Origin of the sequence: Streptomyces sp. IMTB 2501, assembly GCF_001953885.1 — a bacterium.
In the GTDB taxonomy this organism is placed as follows: Bacteria; Actinomycetota; Actinomycetes; order Streptomycetales; family Streptomycetaceae; genus Streptomyces.
On the sequence record NZ_MQUS01000014.1, the window covers coordinates 47,853 to 64,856 of the forward strand.

General features: G+C 72.4%; 13 protein-coding genes. 8 read left to right on the forward strand and 5 right to left on the reverse strand.

From position 1 onward, the window contains the following. Nucleotides 1-7 precede the first annotated feature (7 nt). Nucleotides 8-880 carry a lytic polysaccharide monooxygenase gene (locus tag AV521_RS23895; RefSeq protein ID WP_079249383.1) on the reverse strand — a complete coding sequence of 291 codons (873 nt, stop codon included), beginning with the start codon at nucleotides 878-880 and terminating at the stop codon, nucleotides 8-10. A 497-nt stretch (nucleotides 881-1,377) separates the two neighbouring features. Between AV521_RS23895 and AV521_RS23900 the strand changes: the two genes are divergently transcribed. Both AV521_RS23900 and AV521_RS23905 read left to right on the forward strand, forming a co-directional pair. Next, on the forward strand, nucleotides 1,378-2,025 hold the full coding sequence (locus AV521_RS23900; RefSeq protein ID WP_076090640.1) for a ScbR family autoregulator-binding transcription factor: 648 nt from the start codon (nucleotides 1,378-1,380) through the stop codon (nucleotides 2,023-2,025). A 22-nt stretch (nucleotides 2,026-2,047) separates the two neighbouring features. Then, the gene (locus tag AV521_RS23905) at nucleotides 2,048-3,229 is read left to right on the forward strand and encodes a damage-control phosphatase ARMT1 family protein (RefSeq protein WP_076090816.1); all 1,182 of its coding nucleotides are present in this window, start codon (nucleotides 2,048-2,050) and stop codon (nucleotides 3,227-3,229) included. Here AV521_RS23905 and AV521_RS23910 read toward each other — a convergent pair. Together AV521_RS23910 and AV521_RS23915 are read right to left on the reverse strand one after the other, a co-directional pair. Then, entirely contained in the window at nucleotides 3,222-4,484 is a 1,263-nt protein-coding gene (locus AV521_RS23910) for a cytochrome P450 (RefSeq protein ID WP_076090642.1), read from the reverse strand. The two genes, AV521_RS23905 and AV521_RS23910, sit on opposite strands and share 8 nt — an antisense overlap. Then, nucleotides 4,481-5,341, reverse strand: coding sequence for an alpha/beta fold hydrolase (locus AV521_RS23915; RefSeq protein WP_079249384.1), 861 nt, complete (start codon nucleotides 5,339-5,341; stop codon nucleotides 4,481-4,483). Before AV521_RS23915 ends, AV521_RS23910 begins: the two co-directional genes overlap by 4 nt. A gap of 165 nt (nucleotides 5,342-5,506) precedes the next feature. Here AV521_RS23915 and cyc2 point away from each other — a divergent pair, with 165 nt between their 5' ends. After that, nucleotides 5,507-7,669: a germacradienol/geosmin synthase Cyc2 gene (cyc2, locus tag AV521_RS23920; protein WP_076090644.1), complete on the forward strand. Its 2,163-nt coding sequence runs from the start codon at nucleotides 5,507-5,509 to the stop codon at nucleotides 7,667-7,669. A 112-nt stretch (nucleotides 7,670-7,781) separates the two neighbouring features. Further along, nucleotides 7,782-9,671 (forward strand): O-aminophenol oxidase PhsA, encoded by a 1,890-nt coding sequence (gene phsA, locus AV521_RS23925; RefSeq protein ID WP_076090646.1) that lies wholly within the window; start codon nucleotides 7,782-7,784, stop codon nucleotides 9,669-9,671. 24 nt (nucleotides 9,672-9,695) lie between these two features. Here the strand turns inward: phsA and AV521_RS23930 are convergent, their stop codons facing one another. Next, on the reverse strand, nucleotides 9,696-10,418 hold the full coding sequence (locus AV521_RS23930) for a hypothetical protein (protein ID WP_076090648.1): 723 nt from the start codon (nucleotides 10,416-10,418) through the stop codon (nucleotides 9,696-9,698). Between the two features lie 93 nt (nucleotides 10,419-10,511). Between AV521_RS23930 and AV521_RS23935 the strand changes: the two genes are divergently transcribed. The 4 genes from AV521_RS23935 to AV521_RS23950 all read left to right on the forward strand — a co-directional run bounded on the left by AV521_RS23935 (nucleotide 10,512) and on the right by AV521_RS23950 (nucleotide 14,614). Further along, nucleotides 10,512-11,387 (forward strand): LysR family transcriptional regulator, encoded by an 876-nt coding sequence (locus AV521_RS23935; protein ID WP_076090650.1) that lies wholly within the window; start codon nucleotides 10,512-10,514, stop codon nucleotides 11,385-11,387. A 202-nt stretch (nucleotides 11,388-11,589) separates the two neighbouring features. After that, nucleotides 11,590-12,165 carry a PDZ domain-containing protein gene (locus tag AV521_RS23940; RefSeq protein ID WP_076090652.1) on the forward strand — a complete coding sequence of 192 codons (576 nt, stop codon included), beginning with the start codon at nucleotides 11,590-11,592 and terminating at the stop codon, nucleotides 12,163-12,165. A 300-nt stretch (nucleotides 12,166-12,465) separates the two neighbouring features. Beyond that, nucleotides 12,466-13,593 carry an aminopeptidase P family protein gene (locus AV521_RS23945; RefSeq protein ID WP_076090654.1) on the forward strand — a complete coding sequence of 376 codons (1,128 nt, stop codon included), beginning with the start codon at nucleotides 12,466-12,468 and terminating at the stop codon, nucleotides 13,591-13,593. Between the two features lie 82 nt (nucleotides 13,594-13,675). After that, nucleotides 13,676-14,614: an aminoglycoside phosphotransferase family protein gene (locus tag AV521_RS23950; RefSeq protein ID WP_076090656.1), complete on the forward strand. Its 939-nt coding sequence runs from the start codon at nucleotides 13,676-13,678 to the stop codon at nucleotides 14,612-14,614. Nucleotides 14,615-15,091: 477 nt separating this feature from the next. On the opposite strand, the gene treZ is transcribed toward AV521_RS23950, so the two are convergent. Beyond that, nucleotides 15,092-16,837, reverse strand: a complete 1,746-nt coding sequence (gene treZ, locus AV521_RS23960; protein ID WP_076090817.1) for a malto-oligosyltrehalose trehalohydrolase — start codon at nucleotides 16,835-16,837, stop codon at nucleotides 15,092-15,094. Between the last annotated feature and the right edge of the window lie 167 nt (nucleotides 16,838-17,004).

Genomic DNA, 17,004 nt, shown 5'->3' on the forward strand with positions numbered 1-17,004 from the left:
AGCGAGTTCAACGCCGTCGTAGCCGTACGGCGAGGGCGGCGCCCCCGGTGCACACCAGCACCGCGGCGGCGCCGCCCGCCAGCATGTGCCTGGAGCCTTCCGGGCCCGCAACAGGCCCATGCGCGGCGGGAGTCGGACCTCCCGCGGCCCCCTGGGCGGCTTTCGCCGCCCCTGCCCCCGTCTCCGCCGCTGTCCCACTCCCACTCCCACTCCCTGTCTCCTTCCCTCCCTTCTCCGGAAAGGCCACGTCGGAGCACGAGTAGTAGGTGTCCGGCGTGCTGCTGTTCTGCCAGACGGTGTAGAGGATCTGACGACCCGTCCGGTCGGCCGGCAGTTGCGCGCCGATGTGGTACGCCCCGTTCCGCAGCGGCGGATCGGTGGCCTGGGCGAAGGGCCGCGCCGGCAGATCGGACCACGTGAGCGGTTTCGCCGGGTCGTAACCGGGCTTGGTCAGATACAGCCGGAACGTGCCCGAGTGTGCGATCGTCGAGGCGTAGGTCATCGTCAGCCTGCCGCCGGGCGTGAGCCGCGTCGCCGGCCAGTCCCGCCGCGCCAGGTCCAGTCCCCGGTACGCCGGCAGATTGCCGCTGCACAGCCGGCCGTCCGGAATCACCTGCCGGTCGCGGCCGTTCACCCCCGCCACGCGCAGGTTGTCCCACGCCGTGAACGGAGCGCCGTTCGCCGCGACCGCCGCCCGGCAGGCCGCAGAGTGAGCCGTCTCGCCGCCCTCGGGGGAGCAGGCGTAGACCCGGCTGACCGGGGCCGTGGGGGCTCCATGTGCCTGGGCGGACCCCGCCGCCCACGACAGGAGCAGGAGCGGGGCCGCCGCGACGGCCACCGGGACGCTCACACGGGCGGTCGTCCGGGTCTTCCGAGTCATCCAGGTCGTCCGAGTCGTCCGAATCATCGGGGCAGCTCCTCGGTGGGCGCGGGAACGGGGTCTGCGGCGTCCAGTACGACGGAGGCGAGGGGTGTGTTCAGCCGGACCACCGCAGCGCTGAGCCGTCAGACCGGCGCATCGCCGGTCCAGGGGCGCGAAAGCACCGACCGGTTGGGATGTTTGACGCCTGCTTCGAGGCCCCGTTGAGGAGCCGGCGGTCGGCCTCGTAGGGTGGCGATCATGGATTCGGCACCCACCGCCTCGCGCCTGCCGAGAACAGCCGGGCAACAGTCGTGCAACGAAGGGGGCAACCGTTCTGGTCTGGTCCGTTCACGGTCCGCCGAAGAGGCCGGTCGCTGCCGGATCCGCAGGTGGCACGTGTCGTATCACCGGCCCGCGCCCCGGACTCCCGCTGCCGCTCGGTGAGTTATCGTGTGCAAGGGGTTAAAACAAACCGCATGTCCCGTTCGTTCCAGCTGCGAGGAGGGGTCCCAAGGATGGCGAGGCAGTTACGCGCCGAGCAGACCCGGGCAACGATCATCACGGCCGCCGCCGATCTGTTCGACCGGCATGGCTACGAGTCCACCAGCCTGAGCGACATCGTCGCACACGCGAAGGTCACCAAGGGCGCGCTGTATTTCCACTTCGCCGCCAAGGAGGATCTCGCCCAGGCCATCCTCGAACTCAACGCCAGGGCCGGGAAGCAGCTCGTCGCCGAGGTCGAGGGCCGCGGCTACTCCTCGCTGGAGGCCTTGATGCGCACCACGTTCGGGGTCGCCCGGCTCGCCGTGGAGGACCCGGTGCCCCGCGCCGCGCTCCGTCTCGCCACCGCCGACATCGCCGTACGGCCGCCACTCAGGCACCCGTTCACGGAATGGCTGGAGTTCGCAACGCGCAAGTTCACCGCGGCCGTCAGGGAGTCCGATGTGCACAGCGATCTCGATGTCGGCGTCGTCGCGCACTCCCTCGTCTCCTTCTTCGTCGGCACCCGTGTCGCCGGCCGTTCGCTCGAACCGGTCGGGCGGCTGCCACGCCGGGTCGCCGAGATGTGGCACCTGCTGATCCGGGGCCTGGTCCCGGTCCACCGCCGGCCCCGCTACGTCACGCTCGCCACGCAGCTGGAGCGGGAGACCAGAACCGCCTGAGGCGCGCGATACGGTGACGGACATGCCCCAGACCTCGTTCGCACCCGTGATTTTCGGCAACGAACCCGGCTCGTTCCCGCACAGCGTGCTCGCCGAGCGGCACCCCGCGATCATCCGGCAGGTGCGGGACGCCTTCCCGTTCGGCCCCAGGCAGCACCGGGCGCTGGACGAGCTGTTGAGGAGCTGCACCGAAGGGACGGTCGGGCCGCTGCCCGCCGATGCTCCGGACGGGGACAGCTGGCAGGAGTGGGGGCTGGCCGACTGGGCCGGGCGCTCCTGGTACGACGTCCCATGGCTGTGGTCCGAGAGCTACTTCTACCGCCGGCTGCTCGACGCGGTCGGCTGGTTCGGCCCCGGCGCCTGGCGGGGCATCGACCCCTTTCGCCCGTTCAAGCGCGCCGAGCTGGACGCACCGGAGACCGACGCGGAACTGGCCGCACTGGACGCCCTGCCCGGCCTCCCGGAGGAGGAGCGGGCGCGCGCCCTGCTGCACGGCTCGCTGTGGGGCAACCGCGCCGATCTCGGCTTCCGGCTCTCCGCCGAGGGCGCCGAGGCCCGGGAGGCGGCCCCCGCACTGGTCGCCGACGACAGCGCGGCCCTGTGGTCGCTGCTGCCGCCCGATGGCTCGGCCACGCTCGTCCTGGTCGCGGACAACGCGGGCCGCGAACTCGTCCCGGATCTGCTGCTGATCGCCCACCTCCTCGCCGAGGGCCGGGCCGCGCGTGCGGTGCTGCACGTCAAGCCGTACCCGTACTACGTCTCCGACGCCACGACCGCCGACGTCGTCGACGCGCTGCACCGGCTCCGTACGGCGCCGGGCACGGCCGGCGAGTACGCGCGCGTGCTCTGGTCGGCCATGGCGGACGGCCGCCTCGCCGTGCGCGCCCACGCCTTCTCCTGCGCTCCGCTGCCCTACGAACGGATGCCGGACGACCTGCGTGCCGAGTTCGCCGCGGCCACGCTGACCGTCCTCAAGGGGGACCTCAACTACCGGCGCCTGGTGGGCGACCGGCTGTGGCCGCCGACCACGCCCTTCCAGGAGACGACCGCCTGCTTCCCCGGCCCGGTCGCCACGCTGCGTACCCTGAAGTCGGACGTGATCACCGGCCTGTCGGCGGCGACCGTGTCCGCCCTGGTGACGGCCGAGGACCGGCGCTGGCGCACCAGTGGCACGCATGCGCTGATCCAGGTCGACCTCAAGTGACCTCGAAACGCAGTGACTTGATGCCGTTGATGAAGTTCGACACCAGCCGCTCCGGCGGTGCAGCGAGCCGCGGCTCGGGGAGCACGCGCAGCACCTCCTCGTAGAGCAGCCGCAGTTGAAGCCGGGCGAAGTGGGCGCCCAGGCATACGTGCGGGCCGTCGCCGAAGGACACGTGCGGGTTGGGGGAGCGGGCCAGGTCGAGCCGGGTGGGATCGGCGAAGACCCGCTCGTCCCGGTTGGCCGAGGCGTGGAAGACCACGACCTTGTCACCGCCACGGATCCGCTGCCCCGCCAGCTCGGTGTCCCGCGCTGCGGTCCTGCGGAAGGTCAGCACGGGCGGATGCCAGCGCAACAACTCCTCTACGGCTGAGGGAAGTTCGACTTTCCCGGCGCGCAACGACGCGTACGAACCCGGGTGCTCTGCCAGTGCCAGCAGTCCGCCGGGGGCCGCGCCGCGCACGGTGTCGTTGCCCGCGACGGTGAGCAGGAAGAAGAACATCCCCAGCTCGGCGTCGGTGAGTTCGGCATCGTCGGCGAGGGTCGTCATGACGTCGTCGGCCGGGTGGCGCCGTTTGTACGCGGCCAGCCGGCGTGCGTAGTCGAACATGTCCTTGAGCATCGCCGGGGAGCGCGGATCGACCGGCTTGCCCGTGCCGTCCAGCACCGGGGTGCCGGCCTCGTCCGGGTCCTGGTAGCCGATGACCCGCTGCGTCCAGCGCAGCAGCAGCCGCCGGTCGCTCTCCGGGACGCCCAGCAGGTCAGCCAGGTTGAGCAGCGCGTACTCGTCGGTGACGCGGTCCACCAGATCGACCGTGCCGTCCCCCGCCCGCGCCCGCTGGAGCGCCCCGGCGAGCAGGGTGCCCGCACGCTCCCGGGCGAGCGCCGCGAACCGGTCGACCCGGCCCGGGGTGAACGCCCGGCTCACCAGCCGTCGCAACCGTCCGTGCTGTGGCGGATCCTGATTGAGCATCATGCTCCGGATGAACGGCAGATCCGCCGGGTCCGGGTCGCGGATCTGGGTCGCGCCGAGGTGGGAGGAGTACGTCGTCGCGTCCTTCAGCACCCGCACGACGTCCGCGTGCCGGGTCACCGCCCAGAACCCCGGCCCGGCCGGCCAGCCCAGCACCTCCGGCTCCTCCTGCCAGGCGACCGGATGGTGGTCGCGCAGCACGCGGTAGTCGTCGTGGGGCACACCGGCGGCGTACCGGCGCGGGTCGAAGACGTCGGGCACGGGCGGGGCCTCACGCACCCTCACGCCGGCTCGCTCTCGCCGGCCTCGGCCAAGGGGCCCGCGGCGGTCGTCGTGTCCGTCGTATGCCCGGTGTCGGTGTCGGTGTCGGTGTCGGTGTCGGCTCGCAGGAAGTCCTCGACCACGCGGATCAGTTCCAGTGGGCACTCGTCCATGGCGTAGTGCCCGGCGAACGGCAGAGTCACGAGTTCCGCCCGCCGATACCAGGACAGCCAGGTCTGCCGCATGACCTCCGGCGACAGTGCCGGGTCGAGTCCCCCTGCCACGGCCAGGGCGGGCACCTCGCTGCCCTCGACGTCGGTGTGGAAGTCGTCGCCCGCCCATGAGTCCAGCCAGGCGCGGAACGCCTTCGCGTCGCTGCGCTCCAGCGAGCGGGCGACCATCCGGTCCAGCCAGGCGGCGGGACGCCGGCCCCCGGTGGTGACATCGAGGATCGCGCGCCGGTTCTCCGGCTTGTGCGCGGCGTCGGAGAACAGCGCGGCCTGCTCGCCGGCCAGCGGGACGCCGGAGGCGGGCACCGGGGAGACGCCGACGATCCGGCGCAGCCGGTGCGGGACGGCGGCCGCCAGTCGCTGTGCCACCGCGCCGCCCATGGAGTGCCCGATCACCGAGAACCGCTCCCAGCCCAGCCGGTCGGCCAGCTCCACCAGGTCCGCGGCCGCCTCGGCCGTCGTATACGGGCCCACCGCGTGCTGGGCTTCGCCGTAGCCGCGCAGATCGACCAGGGCGTAGGTGAGGGCGGTGCGGTCGAGGTCCGGCAGGACGGCGGCGTACGCGGACCGGTCGGCGAACCAGCCGTGCACGGCGAACACCTTGTGGGCGCCGTCGCCGTGCACCTCATGGGGCAGCACAAAGGAGGTCATGCGCCTACCGTGGCCCGCGCGCGAGGACACGGCAAGGGCGCGCGCGGGGCTGTGAACACCCATGAGCGACGCGCAAGTTCCCTGCTTCGGGGGCGGTTCACGCGATGGTGTGATCATGTGTCGCGCGGCGGATGGCCGTCCGGGGGCGCGGGTAGGGCCCCGGCCATGACGCAGCCGTTCGAACTCCCGCACTTCTACATGCCGTATCCCGCGCGGCTCAACCCGCACCTCGACGAGGCCCGCGCCCACTCCACCGAGTGGGCGCGCGAGATGGGCATGCTGGAAGGCTCCGGGATCTGGGAGCAGGCCGACCTGGAGGCGCACGACTACGGGCTCCTGTGCTCCTACACCCACCCCGACTGCGACGGAACCGCACTCTCGCTGATCACCGACTGGTACGTGTGGGTGTTCTTCTTCGACGACCACTTCCTCGACATGTTCAAGCGCACCCAGGACCGCGCCGCCGGAAAGGCCCACCTGGACCGCCTGCCGCTGTTCATGCCGCTCGACCCGGCCACCCCCGTGCCCGAGCCGGAGAACCCCGTCGAGGCGGGCCTGAAGGACCTGTGGGCGCGTACGGTCCCGTCGATGTCCGTGGACTGGCGCCGCCGCTTCTCCGTGGCCACCGAGCATCTGCTCAACGAGTCGATGTGGGAACTGTCGAACATGAACGAGGGGCGGATCGCCAACCCCGTCGAGTACATCGAGATGCGCCGGAAGGTGGGCGGCGCGCCCTGGTCGGCCGGACTCGTGGAGTACGCGACCGCCGAGGTGCCCGCCGCCGTCGCCGGCACCCGGCCGCTGCGGGTCCTCATGGAGACCTTCTCCGACGCCGTCCACCTGCGCAACGACCTGTTCTCGTACCAGCGCGAGGTCGAGGACGAGGGGGAGAACAGCAACGGCGTGCTCGTCCTGGAGACGTTCTTCGGCTGCACGACCCAGGAGGCCGCCGAGACCGTCAACGACATCCTCACCTCACGCCTGCACCAGTTCGAGCACACCGCGCTCACCGAAGTCCCCGCCGTGGCCCTGGAGAAAGGTCTCACCCCGGAGCAGACCGCCGCGATCGCCGCCTACACCAAGGGACTGCAGGACTGGCAGTCCGGCGGCCACGAATGGCACATGCGCTCCAGCCGCTACATGAACAAGGGCGTACGCCCCGACGCGCCCTGGCAGCTCCTGACCGGCCCCGGCACCTCGGCCGCCGACGTCGGCGCGCTGCTCGCCACCGCCGCCCAGGAGCGCCTGCGCGCCTACAGCCACGTGCCCCACCAGAAGGTCGGCCCCTCGATCCTGCCCGAGTTCCACATGCCGTACGAACTGGGCCTGAGTCCCCATCTGGACGGCGCCCGGCGCCATCTCCTCGCCTGGTCGCATCGCATGGGCATCCTCGACGAGGGCGTCTGGGACGAGGACAAGCTCGCCGCCCACGACCTCGCGCTGTGCTCCGCCGGACTCGACCCCGACGCCACTCCCGAGGCCCTCGACCTCAGTGCCCAGTGGCTCGCCTGGGGGACGTACGCCGACGACTACTACCCGCTCGTCTACGGCAGGCGCCGGGACCTGGCCGGCGCCCGGCTGAGCACGGCCCGGCTGTCGGCGTGCATGCCCGTCGAGGGCGAGCCGGCCCTCGTCCCCGCCGACGCGATGGAACGCGGGCTCGTCGATCTGTGGGCGCGCACGACCGGCGGGATGACCGCCGGGCAGCGGCAGACCCTCAAGGACACCGTGGACGTGATGACCGAGAGCTGGGTGTGGGAGCTGTCCAACCAGCTGCAGAACCGAATCCCCGACCCGGTCGACTACCTGGAGATGCGGCGCGCCACCTTCGGCTCCGACCTCACCCTGAGCCTGTGCCGGCTGGGCCACGGCCCCGCGATCCCACCGGAGGTGTACCGCAGCGGCCCGGTCAGGGCCCTGGAGAACGCCGCGATCGACTACGGCTGCCTCATCAACGACGTCTTCTCGTACCAGAAGGAGATCGAGTACGAGGGCGAGATCCACAACGCCATCCTCGTCGTGCAGAACTTCTTCGGCGTGGACTACCCGGCCGCGCTCGGCGTCGTACACGATCTGATGACCCAGCGGATGCAGCAGTTCGAGCACGTCATCGCGCACGAACTTCCCGTGCTGTACGACGACTTCGGGCTGTCGGACCAGGGGCGCGCGGCCATGGACGGCTATGTCCTCGACCTGCAGAACTGGCTCGCCGGGATCCTGAACTGGCACCGCGAGACCGACCGTTACAGGGCCGAGTGGCTCGGCCGCCGCTCGCACGGCTTCGTGCCCGACCGGGCACCCGCCGTGCCGGCCCTGTCGCTCGGCTGAGGCTCGCGGAATCTTCGCGTACGGAACCGGGCATTCTGGGAACTTCGGTGAGCCCTCGGGAGTCTTGTGGAGTAAGGGGAACGACAGACCGCGAACACGGGGGTGTTCGACCTTGACCGAGACCATCGGCAGGCTGACCGAAGAGACCACGCAGGCGGGGCAGCAGGGGGAGGCGGTGGACGAACTGGCACCCTATGCGGCGCCGTTGACCGTCCCGCCCGTCCTGAGTCCCGCCGCGGACGACGTCCTGCGCGAGACCGAGATCGCCGTGCGCCCGACCTGGGTGCGTCTCCACCCGCAGCTGCCACCGACCCTGATGTGGGGGTACGACGGCCAGGTGCCGGGCCCGACCATCGAGGTACGGCGCGGACAGCGCGTCCGCATCGCCTGGACCAACCGCATACCGAAGGACGCCGAGTACCCGGTCACCTCCGTCGAGGTGCCCGTCCGCACACCCGGCACCCCGCCCGCCTCGACCGAGCCGGGCCGCGAGGGCGTCGAGCCCGACAAGGACGTTGCCGCCCTGCCCGCCTGGACGGTGACCCATCTGCACGGCGCCCAGACCGGCGGTGGCAACGACGGCTGGGCGGACAACGCGGTCGGCCACGGCGACGCCCAGCTGTCGGAGTATCCGAACGACCACCAGGCGGTGCAGTGGTGGTATCACGACCACGCCATGAACATCACGCGGTGGAACGTGATGACGGGCCTGTACGGCACCTACCTCCTGCGTGACGACGAGGAGGACGCCCTTCATCTGCCGTCCGGGGAGCGGGAGATACCGCTGCTGCTCGCCGACCGCAACCTCGACACCGACGAGGACGGCCGTCTCAACGGCCGGCTGCTGCACAAGACGGTGATCGTCCAGCAGAGCAACCCGGAGACCGGAAAGCCGGTCTCCATCCCCTTCACCGGCCCGTACACCACGGTCAACGGCCGCATCTGGCCGTACGCCGAGGTGGACGCCGCCTGGTACCGCTTCCGCCTGGTCAACGCCTCGAACGCGCGCATCTTCCAGCTCGTGCTGATCGACGAGGACGGCAATCCGGTGCCGGGTGTCGTGCACCAGATCGGCAGCGACGGCGGGCTGCTGCCGCGCCCGGTGCCGGTCGACTTCGACGGGGAGCTGCCCACGCTGACCGCCGCGCCGGCCGAGCGCTTCGACCTGCTGGTCGACTTCCGTGCGCTGGCGGGCCGCACCCTGCGGCTGGTGAACAAGGGTCCCAACCAGCCGGCGGGCGTGCCGGACCCGGCCGGCGACGTGCGCTACCCGGCCGTCCTGGAGTTCCGGGTCGGCGAGACGGGCGAGGAGGACACCTTCGAACTGCCCGAGGTGCTCTCGGGCTCCTTCCGCCGCCTCACCCACGACCTGCCGCACGGACACCGCATGGTCCTGCTCACCCCGCCCGGCACGAAGGGCGCCGGCGGCCACCCGGAGATCTGGGAGCTGACCGAGGTCGAGGACCCGAGCGGCCTGCAGCTCCCGGCCGACGGCATCGTGCAGGTCACCGGGCCCGACGGCACCACGAAGACATACCGGCGCACCTCCCGGACGTTCAACGACGGACTCGGCTTCACCATCGCCGAGGGCAGCTACGAACAGTGGAGCTTCCTCAACCTCGCGCCCATCGTCCACCCCATGCACATCCACCTGGCCGACTTCCAGCTGCTCGGCCGGGACGCCTACGACGTCTCGGGCTTCGATCCGGCCCTCGGCGGCACCCGGGCACCGCTGCGGTACGACGCCGGCCGGACGATCCCGCTCGCACCCAACGAGCGGGGCAACAAGGACGTCTTCCGGGTGCCGGGCAGTCAGATGCTGCGGGTCATGGGCCGTTTCGACGGGGCGTACGGCCGGTTCATGTACCACTGCCATCTGCTGGAGCACGAGGACATGGGCATGATGCGGCCGTTCGTCGTCATGCCGGCCGAGGCCATGAAGTTCGACCACGGCGCCGGACACGGCGGACACGGCGGCCATGGCGAGGGGCACACCGGCTGAGAGACGGCCCCGGAGCGGTGGGAGTCACGCCGGCCGGGCGAGCCTGGACGACGCGTGTTCGACCGCGGCTCGCGCCAGTGCCCGGATCATCGGGTGCGGGCGTGAGCCGTCGCCGGCCAGCTCCGGCTGGAACAGGGACGCCAGGAAGAAGGGGTGGCCGGGCAGTTCGGCGACCCGGGGGTGACCGTCCTCGTCGTGTCCGGAGAAGCGCAGACCGTGGGCGCGGAGCGTGTCCAGGTGGCGGGAGGGGCCGTAGGCGCAGAAGTACCGCTCGAACGTGCGCGCCGAGCCGATCACCGACTCCGCCAGCGAGCCCGGCTCGATCATCACCGCGGCCTCATGGCCCACCAGCGAGCAGGCCAGCGGCTCGATGAGCGGGTCCGTGGCGGCCGGGTCGTTCTCGGCGTGCGCGACACCGGTCAGCCCGCACGCGTTCCGGGCGAACTCCAGCAGCGCGTGCTGGAAGCCGCCGCACGTGCCCAGAAACGGAATGCCCTCCTCGCGCGCGGTGCGCACGGCCGCGAGGACCCCTGCCTCACTGCGGTAGGGGCTGCCCGGCAGCACCCACACGGCATCGAACCCCCGGACCGCGCCCTCGGCCTCCGCGTCCTCGGAGGGAATCCAGTACGCATCCAGGACCAGCCGGTCGCGTTCGGCCAGGGCGTTCAGCAGAAGCGGCACGCGTGTGTGCGAGACGACGTCGGGGGAGCGGTCGCCGACGAGGGCGATGGTTGCGGTGGTGTTCATGGACCTCATTTTTCGGGCCGACGCTCGTTCACGTCCAACGATGATTTCTGCACCTTCGATAAGTAGTGCTGATGGAGCTGGGATGCTGGGCGCATGGACCCGCATCTGCTGCGCACCTTCGTCACCGTGGCGCGTCTCGCCTCCTTCTCGGAGGCCGCCCGCGAGCTGGGCTACACCCAGTCGGCCGTTTCCCAGCACATCGCCGCGCTCGAACAGGATCTCGGCGCGCCCCTGCTGACCCGGCGGCCGGTCGTGCCCACCGCGGCCGGTGAGCGGTTGCTGGAGCACGCGGGCCCACTGCTGCTGCGCCTGGACGCGGCCCGCGCAGACGTCGTCCGTATGACCGCCGCACCCCAGCACGGCCTGACCCTCGCCACCACACCGACCGCGCTCGGCGCCGGCGTCCTCGCCGCCCTCCCGCCGGCCGGCGTCACCCTGCGCGTGCTCACCCGCGAGGAGATCCCGGCCGTCGTCGCCACCGGCACCGCCGACCTCGGCCTCGTCGACGGGCTGGCCGCGCCGAGCGATCCGCTGCGCCTGCCCGACGTGGCGCCGCTGACCACGCACGGCGTCGCCGAGGAACCCGTGAGAGTCCTGCTGCCCGAAGGGCACCCCCTCGCCGCCCGGACCGGCCTGCGCCTCGCGGACCTCGCCGACGCCCGCTGGCTCGACGCGCCCGACGTGGCGCTCCCACTGGACCATCTGCGTGCCGCGACCGGCGGCGGCGCCTTCCGCTCCGCCCTGCGCTACGAGGGCACCGATCTGCACACCCTCACCGCCCTCGCCGCCGCCGGACACGGCCTGACCCTGCTGCCCCGGCGCGCCGCCACCGCAGTACCCGGCACGGCCGCCGTCCCGCTCACCGCACCTCGGGTCGTCCACCGCACGGAACTCGTCCACGGCGGCCGTCCCGGGGGAGCGGCGGCGGAGGTGGTGCGGAAGTTGGTGGGAGCGGGGCGGGTGGGGTGAGTGATCCGAAATGAGTGGGGTGAGTGGGGCGAGGCGTGCGAGCAGCGTGGCGCACAGCGGCCCTCGGCGGTCCGGAGCGTGAGAGTGTCCCCGCCCCTGGGGGTGATGACTACCCTCCGCCACCTTCCGGCCAGTCTCACTCGTTCGTGTCTCGTGGCGGCCCGGCGCCCCGGGTAGAGCACCAGCCGGAGGCGAGCGAACCATGGAACAGACTGCGTTGCGTCCCAAGCCGATGCCCGGCCAGGACCGGCGAGAGACCGGTACCCCCGGCCCCGCCCACCGCCCTCATGCCGCGCCCCGGCGCGGACGGCGGTTGCGGACCGTGCTGTTCGGCCTGTTCACCGGCACCGTGCTGGTGCTGTCCGGCGTCGGCATCGGCACCGTCGGTGCCACGGTGATCGGCATGAGCAGGCTCGCCGAGCTGCAACGCCAGGCCCCGTCGGCCGCGCCGCCGGCCAAGGCCACGCCCACCACCCCCGCCGGCACCCCCGGCTCCGCCCCGGCCCACCTGCCCGGGGCGACCCTGGGCATCGAGGCCGTCGACGCGGGCAAGGTGGGTGCGCTGGTCGTGGGCGTGCATGTGCCCGGACCCGGTTACTCGGCCGGTCTGGTCCGTGGGGACAATGTGCTGCAGTTCGGCTCCGCCCGCGTCGACTCCGCCGCCGACCTCGCCCGGGCCGTGGACCGCGCCCGGCCCGGAAAGCCGGTGCTCCTCACCGTGCGTCACAGCGGCGGGGGCTACCAGCAGTTGGCGGTCGTACCCGGGGTGGTGACCTGAGCCGGGGCGACGAGAGCCCATGGCTGTCGGCCCCGGGACCGTACCGTCCGCCCTTTCGGCGACCCCGGGAACCCATTGGCCGGGCACCCCGGAAAATCGTCGGCCGGTCACTCCCGGAAACCCGTTGGTCACCATCCGCCCCGCGCGCCATGATGGCCCCATGCCGAGTCCCTTCCGCGCCGACCGCAGCCCGCGGGGAACACCGGAGATCGGCTCGCGTGACCCTGTCCTCCCGGGCAGGATGCTGCCCGAGACGCCCTCGCCCGTTTCCGCACCCGCTACTCGCGCCCGGAGGCCCGGATGACCGGTAGTACGCCCGCGCCCTTCACCGCCGCCGACTACAGGGCCCGCATGGAGCGTGCCGCGCGCTCCGCGGCCGACGCCGGCCTCGCGGGGCTGCTCGTGGCACCGGGACCGGACATGGTCTGGCTCACCGGCTACACGCCCACCGCCGTCACCGAACGGCTCACCGTGCTGGTCCTCGCCCCCGGTCACGAACCCGTGCTCGTCGTGCCGACCCTGGAGGCCCCGGACGCCGAGCACGCGACCGGCGCGTCCGCGCTCACCCTGCGCGACTGGACCGACGGCAAGGACCCCTACGCCGTCACCGCCGCCCTTCTCGACGGCCGTGGCCGGTTCGGCATCAGCGACAACACCTGGGCTATGCACCTGCTGGGCTTCCAGCGGGCCCTGCCCGACACCTCCTACGCCTCTCTCACCGACGCCCTCCCCATGCTGCGCGCCGTCAAGGACGCGGCGGAACTCGAACTCCTCGCGGCGGCCGGAGCCGCTGCCGACGCAACGTTCGAGGAGATCCGGAAGGTTCCCTTCGCCGGCCGCCGCGAGTCCGACGTCGGTCGCGACCTCGCGGACCTGCTGCGCCGCTTCGGCCACTCCCAGGTCGACTTCACCATCGTCGGCTCGGGTCCCAACGGCGCCAATCCGCACCACGAGGTCGGCGACCGTGTCATCCAGCACGGCGACATGGTCGTCCTGGACTTCGGCGGCCTGAAGGACGGCTACGGCTCCGACACCACCCGCACGGTCCACGTGGGCGAGCCGAGCGCTGAGGAGCGCCGGGTGCACGACATCGTGCGCGAAGCCCAGGAGGCGGGCTGTCAGGCCGTACGGCCCGGCGCGGCCTGCCAGGAGGTCGACCGCGCCGCCCGCGCGGTGATCAGTGACGCCGGGTACGGCGCGCACTTCATCCACCGCACCGGGCACGGCATCGGCGTCACCACGCACGAGCCGCCGTACATGATCGAGGGCGAGGAACAGCCCCTCGTGCCCGGCATGTGTTTCTCCGTCGAGCCCGGCATCTATCTGCCCGGCCGCTTCGGGGTGCGCATCGAGGACATCGTCACGGTGACCGAGGACGGCGGCCGTCGCCTCAACAACACCACGCGCGAGATGGTCATAGTGGACTGAGAGACCACGGACGGACCCAGGAGACACCTCTTCGACGACATCGACGACATCGACGACATCCCGGAACGGCGACGCGCGACCCATGACCCAGGCACCGACACCCACCGCGGACACCGTCCGCAGACTGGTCCGTTCGCTGCTCAAGGAGGGCGGCGACGGTACCGCGGGACCCGATGTGCGGCCGGTGACGGAGGGCGGTGAGCACTCCACGTGGTGGGTGGGTACCCGCCATGTGCTGCGGCTCGCCCCCGACCGCGAGGCCACCGTGCGCCAGCGCCGCGAACTGCGCCTGCGCGATCTGGCACGGCCGCACCTCCCCGTCGCCGTCCCGGCCAGCGTGGCGCACGGCGAGTGGGCGCCCGGCCTCGGCTACACGCTCGACACCGCGATCCCCGGCGGCAGCGCCGAGGAGCACGATGTCTCGGCCGTCGGCGAGGCCGACCTCGCCGGGCTGCTCACCGGGCTGCGCGCGGTACCCGTACGGCAGGTCGAGGCGCTCGGCGTGTCACGCACCGCCCCGCGCTCCCTGGAGGCGCTGCGCCGCATGGCCGTGCACGCGGCCGAACGCCTCGCCGCCGCCGACGAGTTCGACGCCGGCCGACTGCACCAGCTCACCCCGCCCGGCGCGGCCCAGCTCGCCGCACAGTCCGGCACGGCCGTACTCGTCCACCACGACCTCAAGGGCGAGCATCTTGTGGTCAGCGCCGACGGCAGGGTGCGCGGTGTCCTCGACTGGACCGACGCGGCCCTCGGGGACCCCGCAGAGGACATCGCCGGGCTGGTCCTCGCGGTCGGCTCCGGCGCGGCCGTCCGCGCGGCCACCCTCGCCGGCTACGGCCCCCGCCCCTGCCTGCGCGGCCTGTGGCTGGCCCGCTGCGACACCGTCGTCCGCCTCGCCGACCGCCTGGAGGGCCGCGACGACAGCCCCCTGCCCCTCCTGCGCACCCAGCTGGAGCGCGCCTGGGAGCCGATCCTGCTGGAGCGCCTGACGGACTTCAAGGAGGACGAACAGGAGTCCTAGGGCTTGTGCGCGTGCCCGACAGTGGCGCCGTGATCGACAGGCAGCTGCGCGTGGTACCGGCCGGGGACTCCGTCGTTCTCCGTGGAGGCATGGCCGAACTGCTCGGCGCCCGCGGATGCGAGGTGGTGGCCCCTGCCGGGACGTTACCCGAGCCGCTCACCGCGGTGGCCGGGTACCGGCCGAACGTGGCCGTCGTGGACATCCGGATGCCGCCCACCCACACCGACGGAGGGATCCGGGCGCGGACACCCGAGGCTGGCATCCTGGTCTTCTCGCAGCACGTCGAGACCGCCTGGGCCGCCCGGCTGCCGGCCGCCCACGACGATCGATCGGGCCGGCCCTCGAATCGGCGGTTCGGAAACCGGACCCCCGGCGCGGGCAGCGCATCGGCGCCCGGGGGAGGGGCGGCAGGCGGCAGGGGGCTGCCGTGCCGCCCTGGAGGGCAGGAGCCTGTGCGGTCTTTGGCTTCGCCTCCGCTCAGGGCTGGCTCAGGATCACGCACGACTCTCCGGGGACGTGGAGGACGCCGTCGGTGCCCGGGGGGTCGGTCGGGTCCCAGGCCGCGAGGACCAGCGCGGGGCGGGTGCCCAGGGGGATCGCCGCCGGTTCCTTGCCGAGGTTCACCGCCACGCGTACGTCACCGCGCCGGAAGGCGAGCCAGCGGGACTCCTTGTCGTACGCCACCCTCGTGTCGGCCAGGTCGGGGTCGGTGAGGTCCGGCTGCTCGTGCCGGAGCGCGATCAGCCGCCGGTACCAGGCGAGCACGCGCGCGTGGGGCTCACGTTCCGGTTCCGACCAGTCCAGGACGGAGCGGTCCCGCGTCGCCGGGTCCTGCGGGTCCGGTACGTCCTCCTCGGCCCAGCCGTGCGCCGCGAACTCCCGCCGCCGGCCCCGCCGTACCGCCTCGGCCAGCTCCGGATCGGTGTGGTCGGTGAAGAACTGCCAGGGCGTGCCCGCCGCCCACTCCTCGCCCATGAACAGCATCGGCGTGAACGGCGAGGTCAGCGTGAGTGTCGCCGCGCAGGCCAGCAGCCCGGGGGAGAGGTGGGCGGAGAGCCGGTCGCCCTGGGCGCGGTTGCCGACCTGGTCGTGGGTCTGGCTGTAGCCGAGCAGCCGGTGCCCGGCCACCCGCGCCCGGTCCAGCGGCCGGCCGTGATGCCGGCCCCGGAAGCCGGAGTACGTGCCGTCGTGGAAGTAGCCGCCGGTCAGCGTCTTGGCGAGGGCGGCGAAGGGGGCCTCGGCGAAGTCCCCGTAGTAGCCCTGCGACTCACCGGTCAGCGCGGTGTGCAGGGCGTGGTGGAAGTCGTCGTTCCACTGAGCGTGCAGTCCGAGGCCGTGCTCCGCGCGAGGGGCGATGATCCGCGGGTCGTTCAGGTCCGACTCGGCGATCAGGAACAGCGGCCGGCCCAGCTCCCCGGCGAGGCCGTCCACGGCCGCGGACAGCTCCTCCAGGAAGTGGCACGCGCGCGTGTCGTAGAGCGCGTGCACCGCGTCCAGCCGCAGCCCGTCGATCCGGTAGTCCCGCAGCCACGCCAGCGCGCTGCCGAGGAAGTAGGCGCGCACCTCGTCCGAGCCGGGCGCGTCCAGGTTCACCGCCGCGCCCCACGGCGTGTGGTGCGTCTCGGTGAAGTACGGCCCGAAGGCGGGCAGATGGTTGCCGGACGGGCCCAAGTGGTTGTGCACGACGTCCAGGACGACGCCGAGACCGAGTTCGTGCGCCCGGTCGACGAAGCGTTTCAGCGCCTCCGGGCCGCCGTACGGCTCGTGCACCGCCCACGGCGACACTCCCTCGTAGCCCCACCCGTGCCGCCCCGGGAACGGGCACAGCGGCATCAACTCCACGTGCGTGATGCCCAGTTCCACCAGGTGCTGCAGCCGGGCGGACGCCGCGTCCAGGGTGCCCTCGGGGGTGTACGTGCCCACGTGCAGCTCGTACAGCACGGCACCCGGCAGTCCACGCCCCGCCCACCGCGTACGCCACGCGTGGCGCCCGTGCTCCACGACCGCGCTCAGCCCGTCCGGGCCGTCCGGCTGGCGACGCGAGCGCGGGTCGGGCCGCACGGGACCGTCGTCCAGCGCGAAGCCGTACCGGGCGCCGTCCCCGGCCTCCGCCTCCCCCGTCCACCAGCCCGCGCGCTCGGGATCGCGCGCCAACGCGCGCGTGGCGCCCTCGCAGTGGAGCGTCACTCGGTCTGCCTGCGGTGCCCACACCTCGAACTGCACGGACGGTTCCCCTTCGTCTGTGATGGATGGCCTGCTCACCGTGATGTCCCGTGTTCCCATCGTGCCCGCCCGGACGATCATTTCGCCTTCGAATATGCCCTTTCCCGGTGGTGTCGTGGACGTACGCGTGGTTCGGTGCCGAGTCCCCGTTTTCTGGACACCCGGGG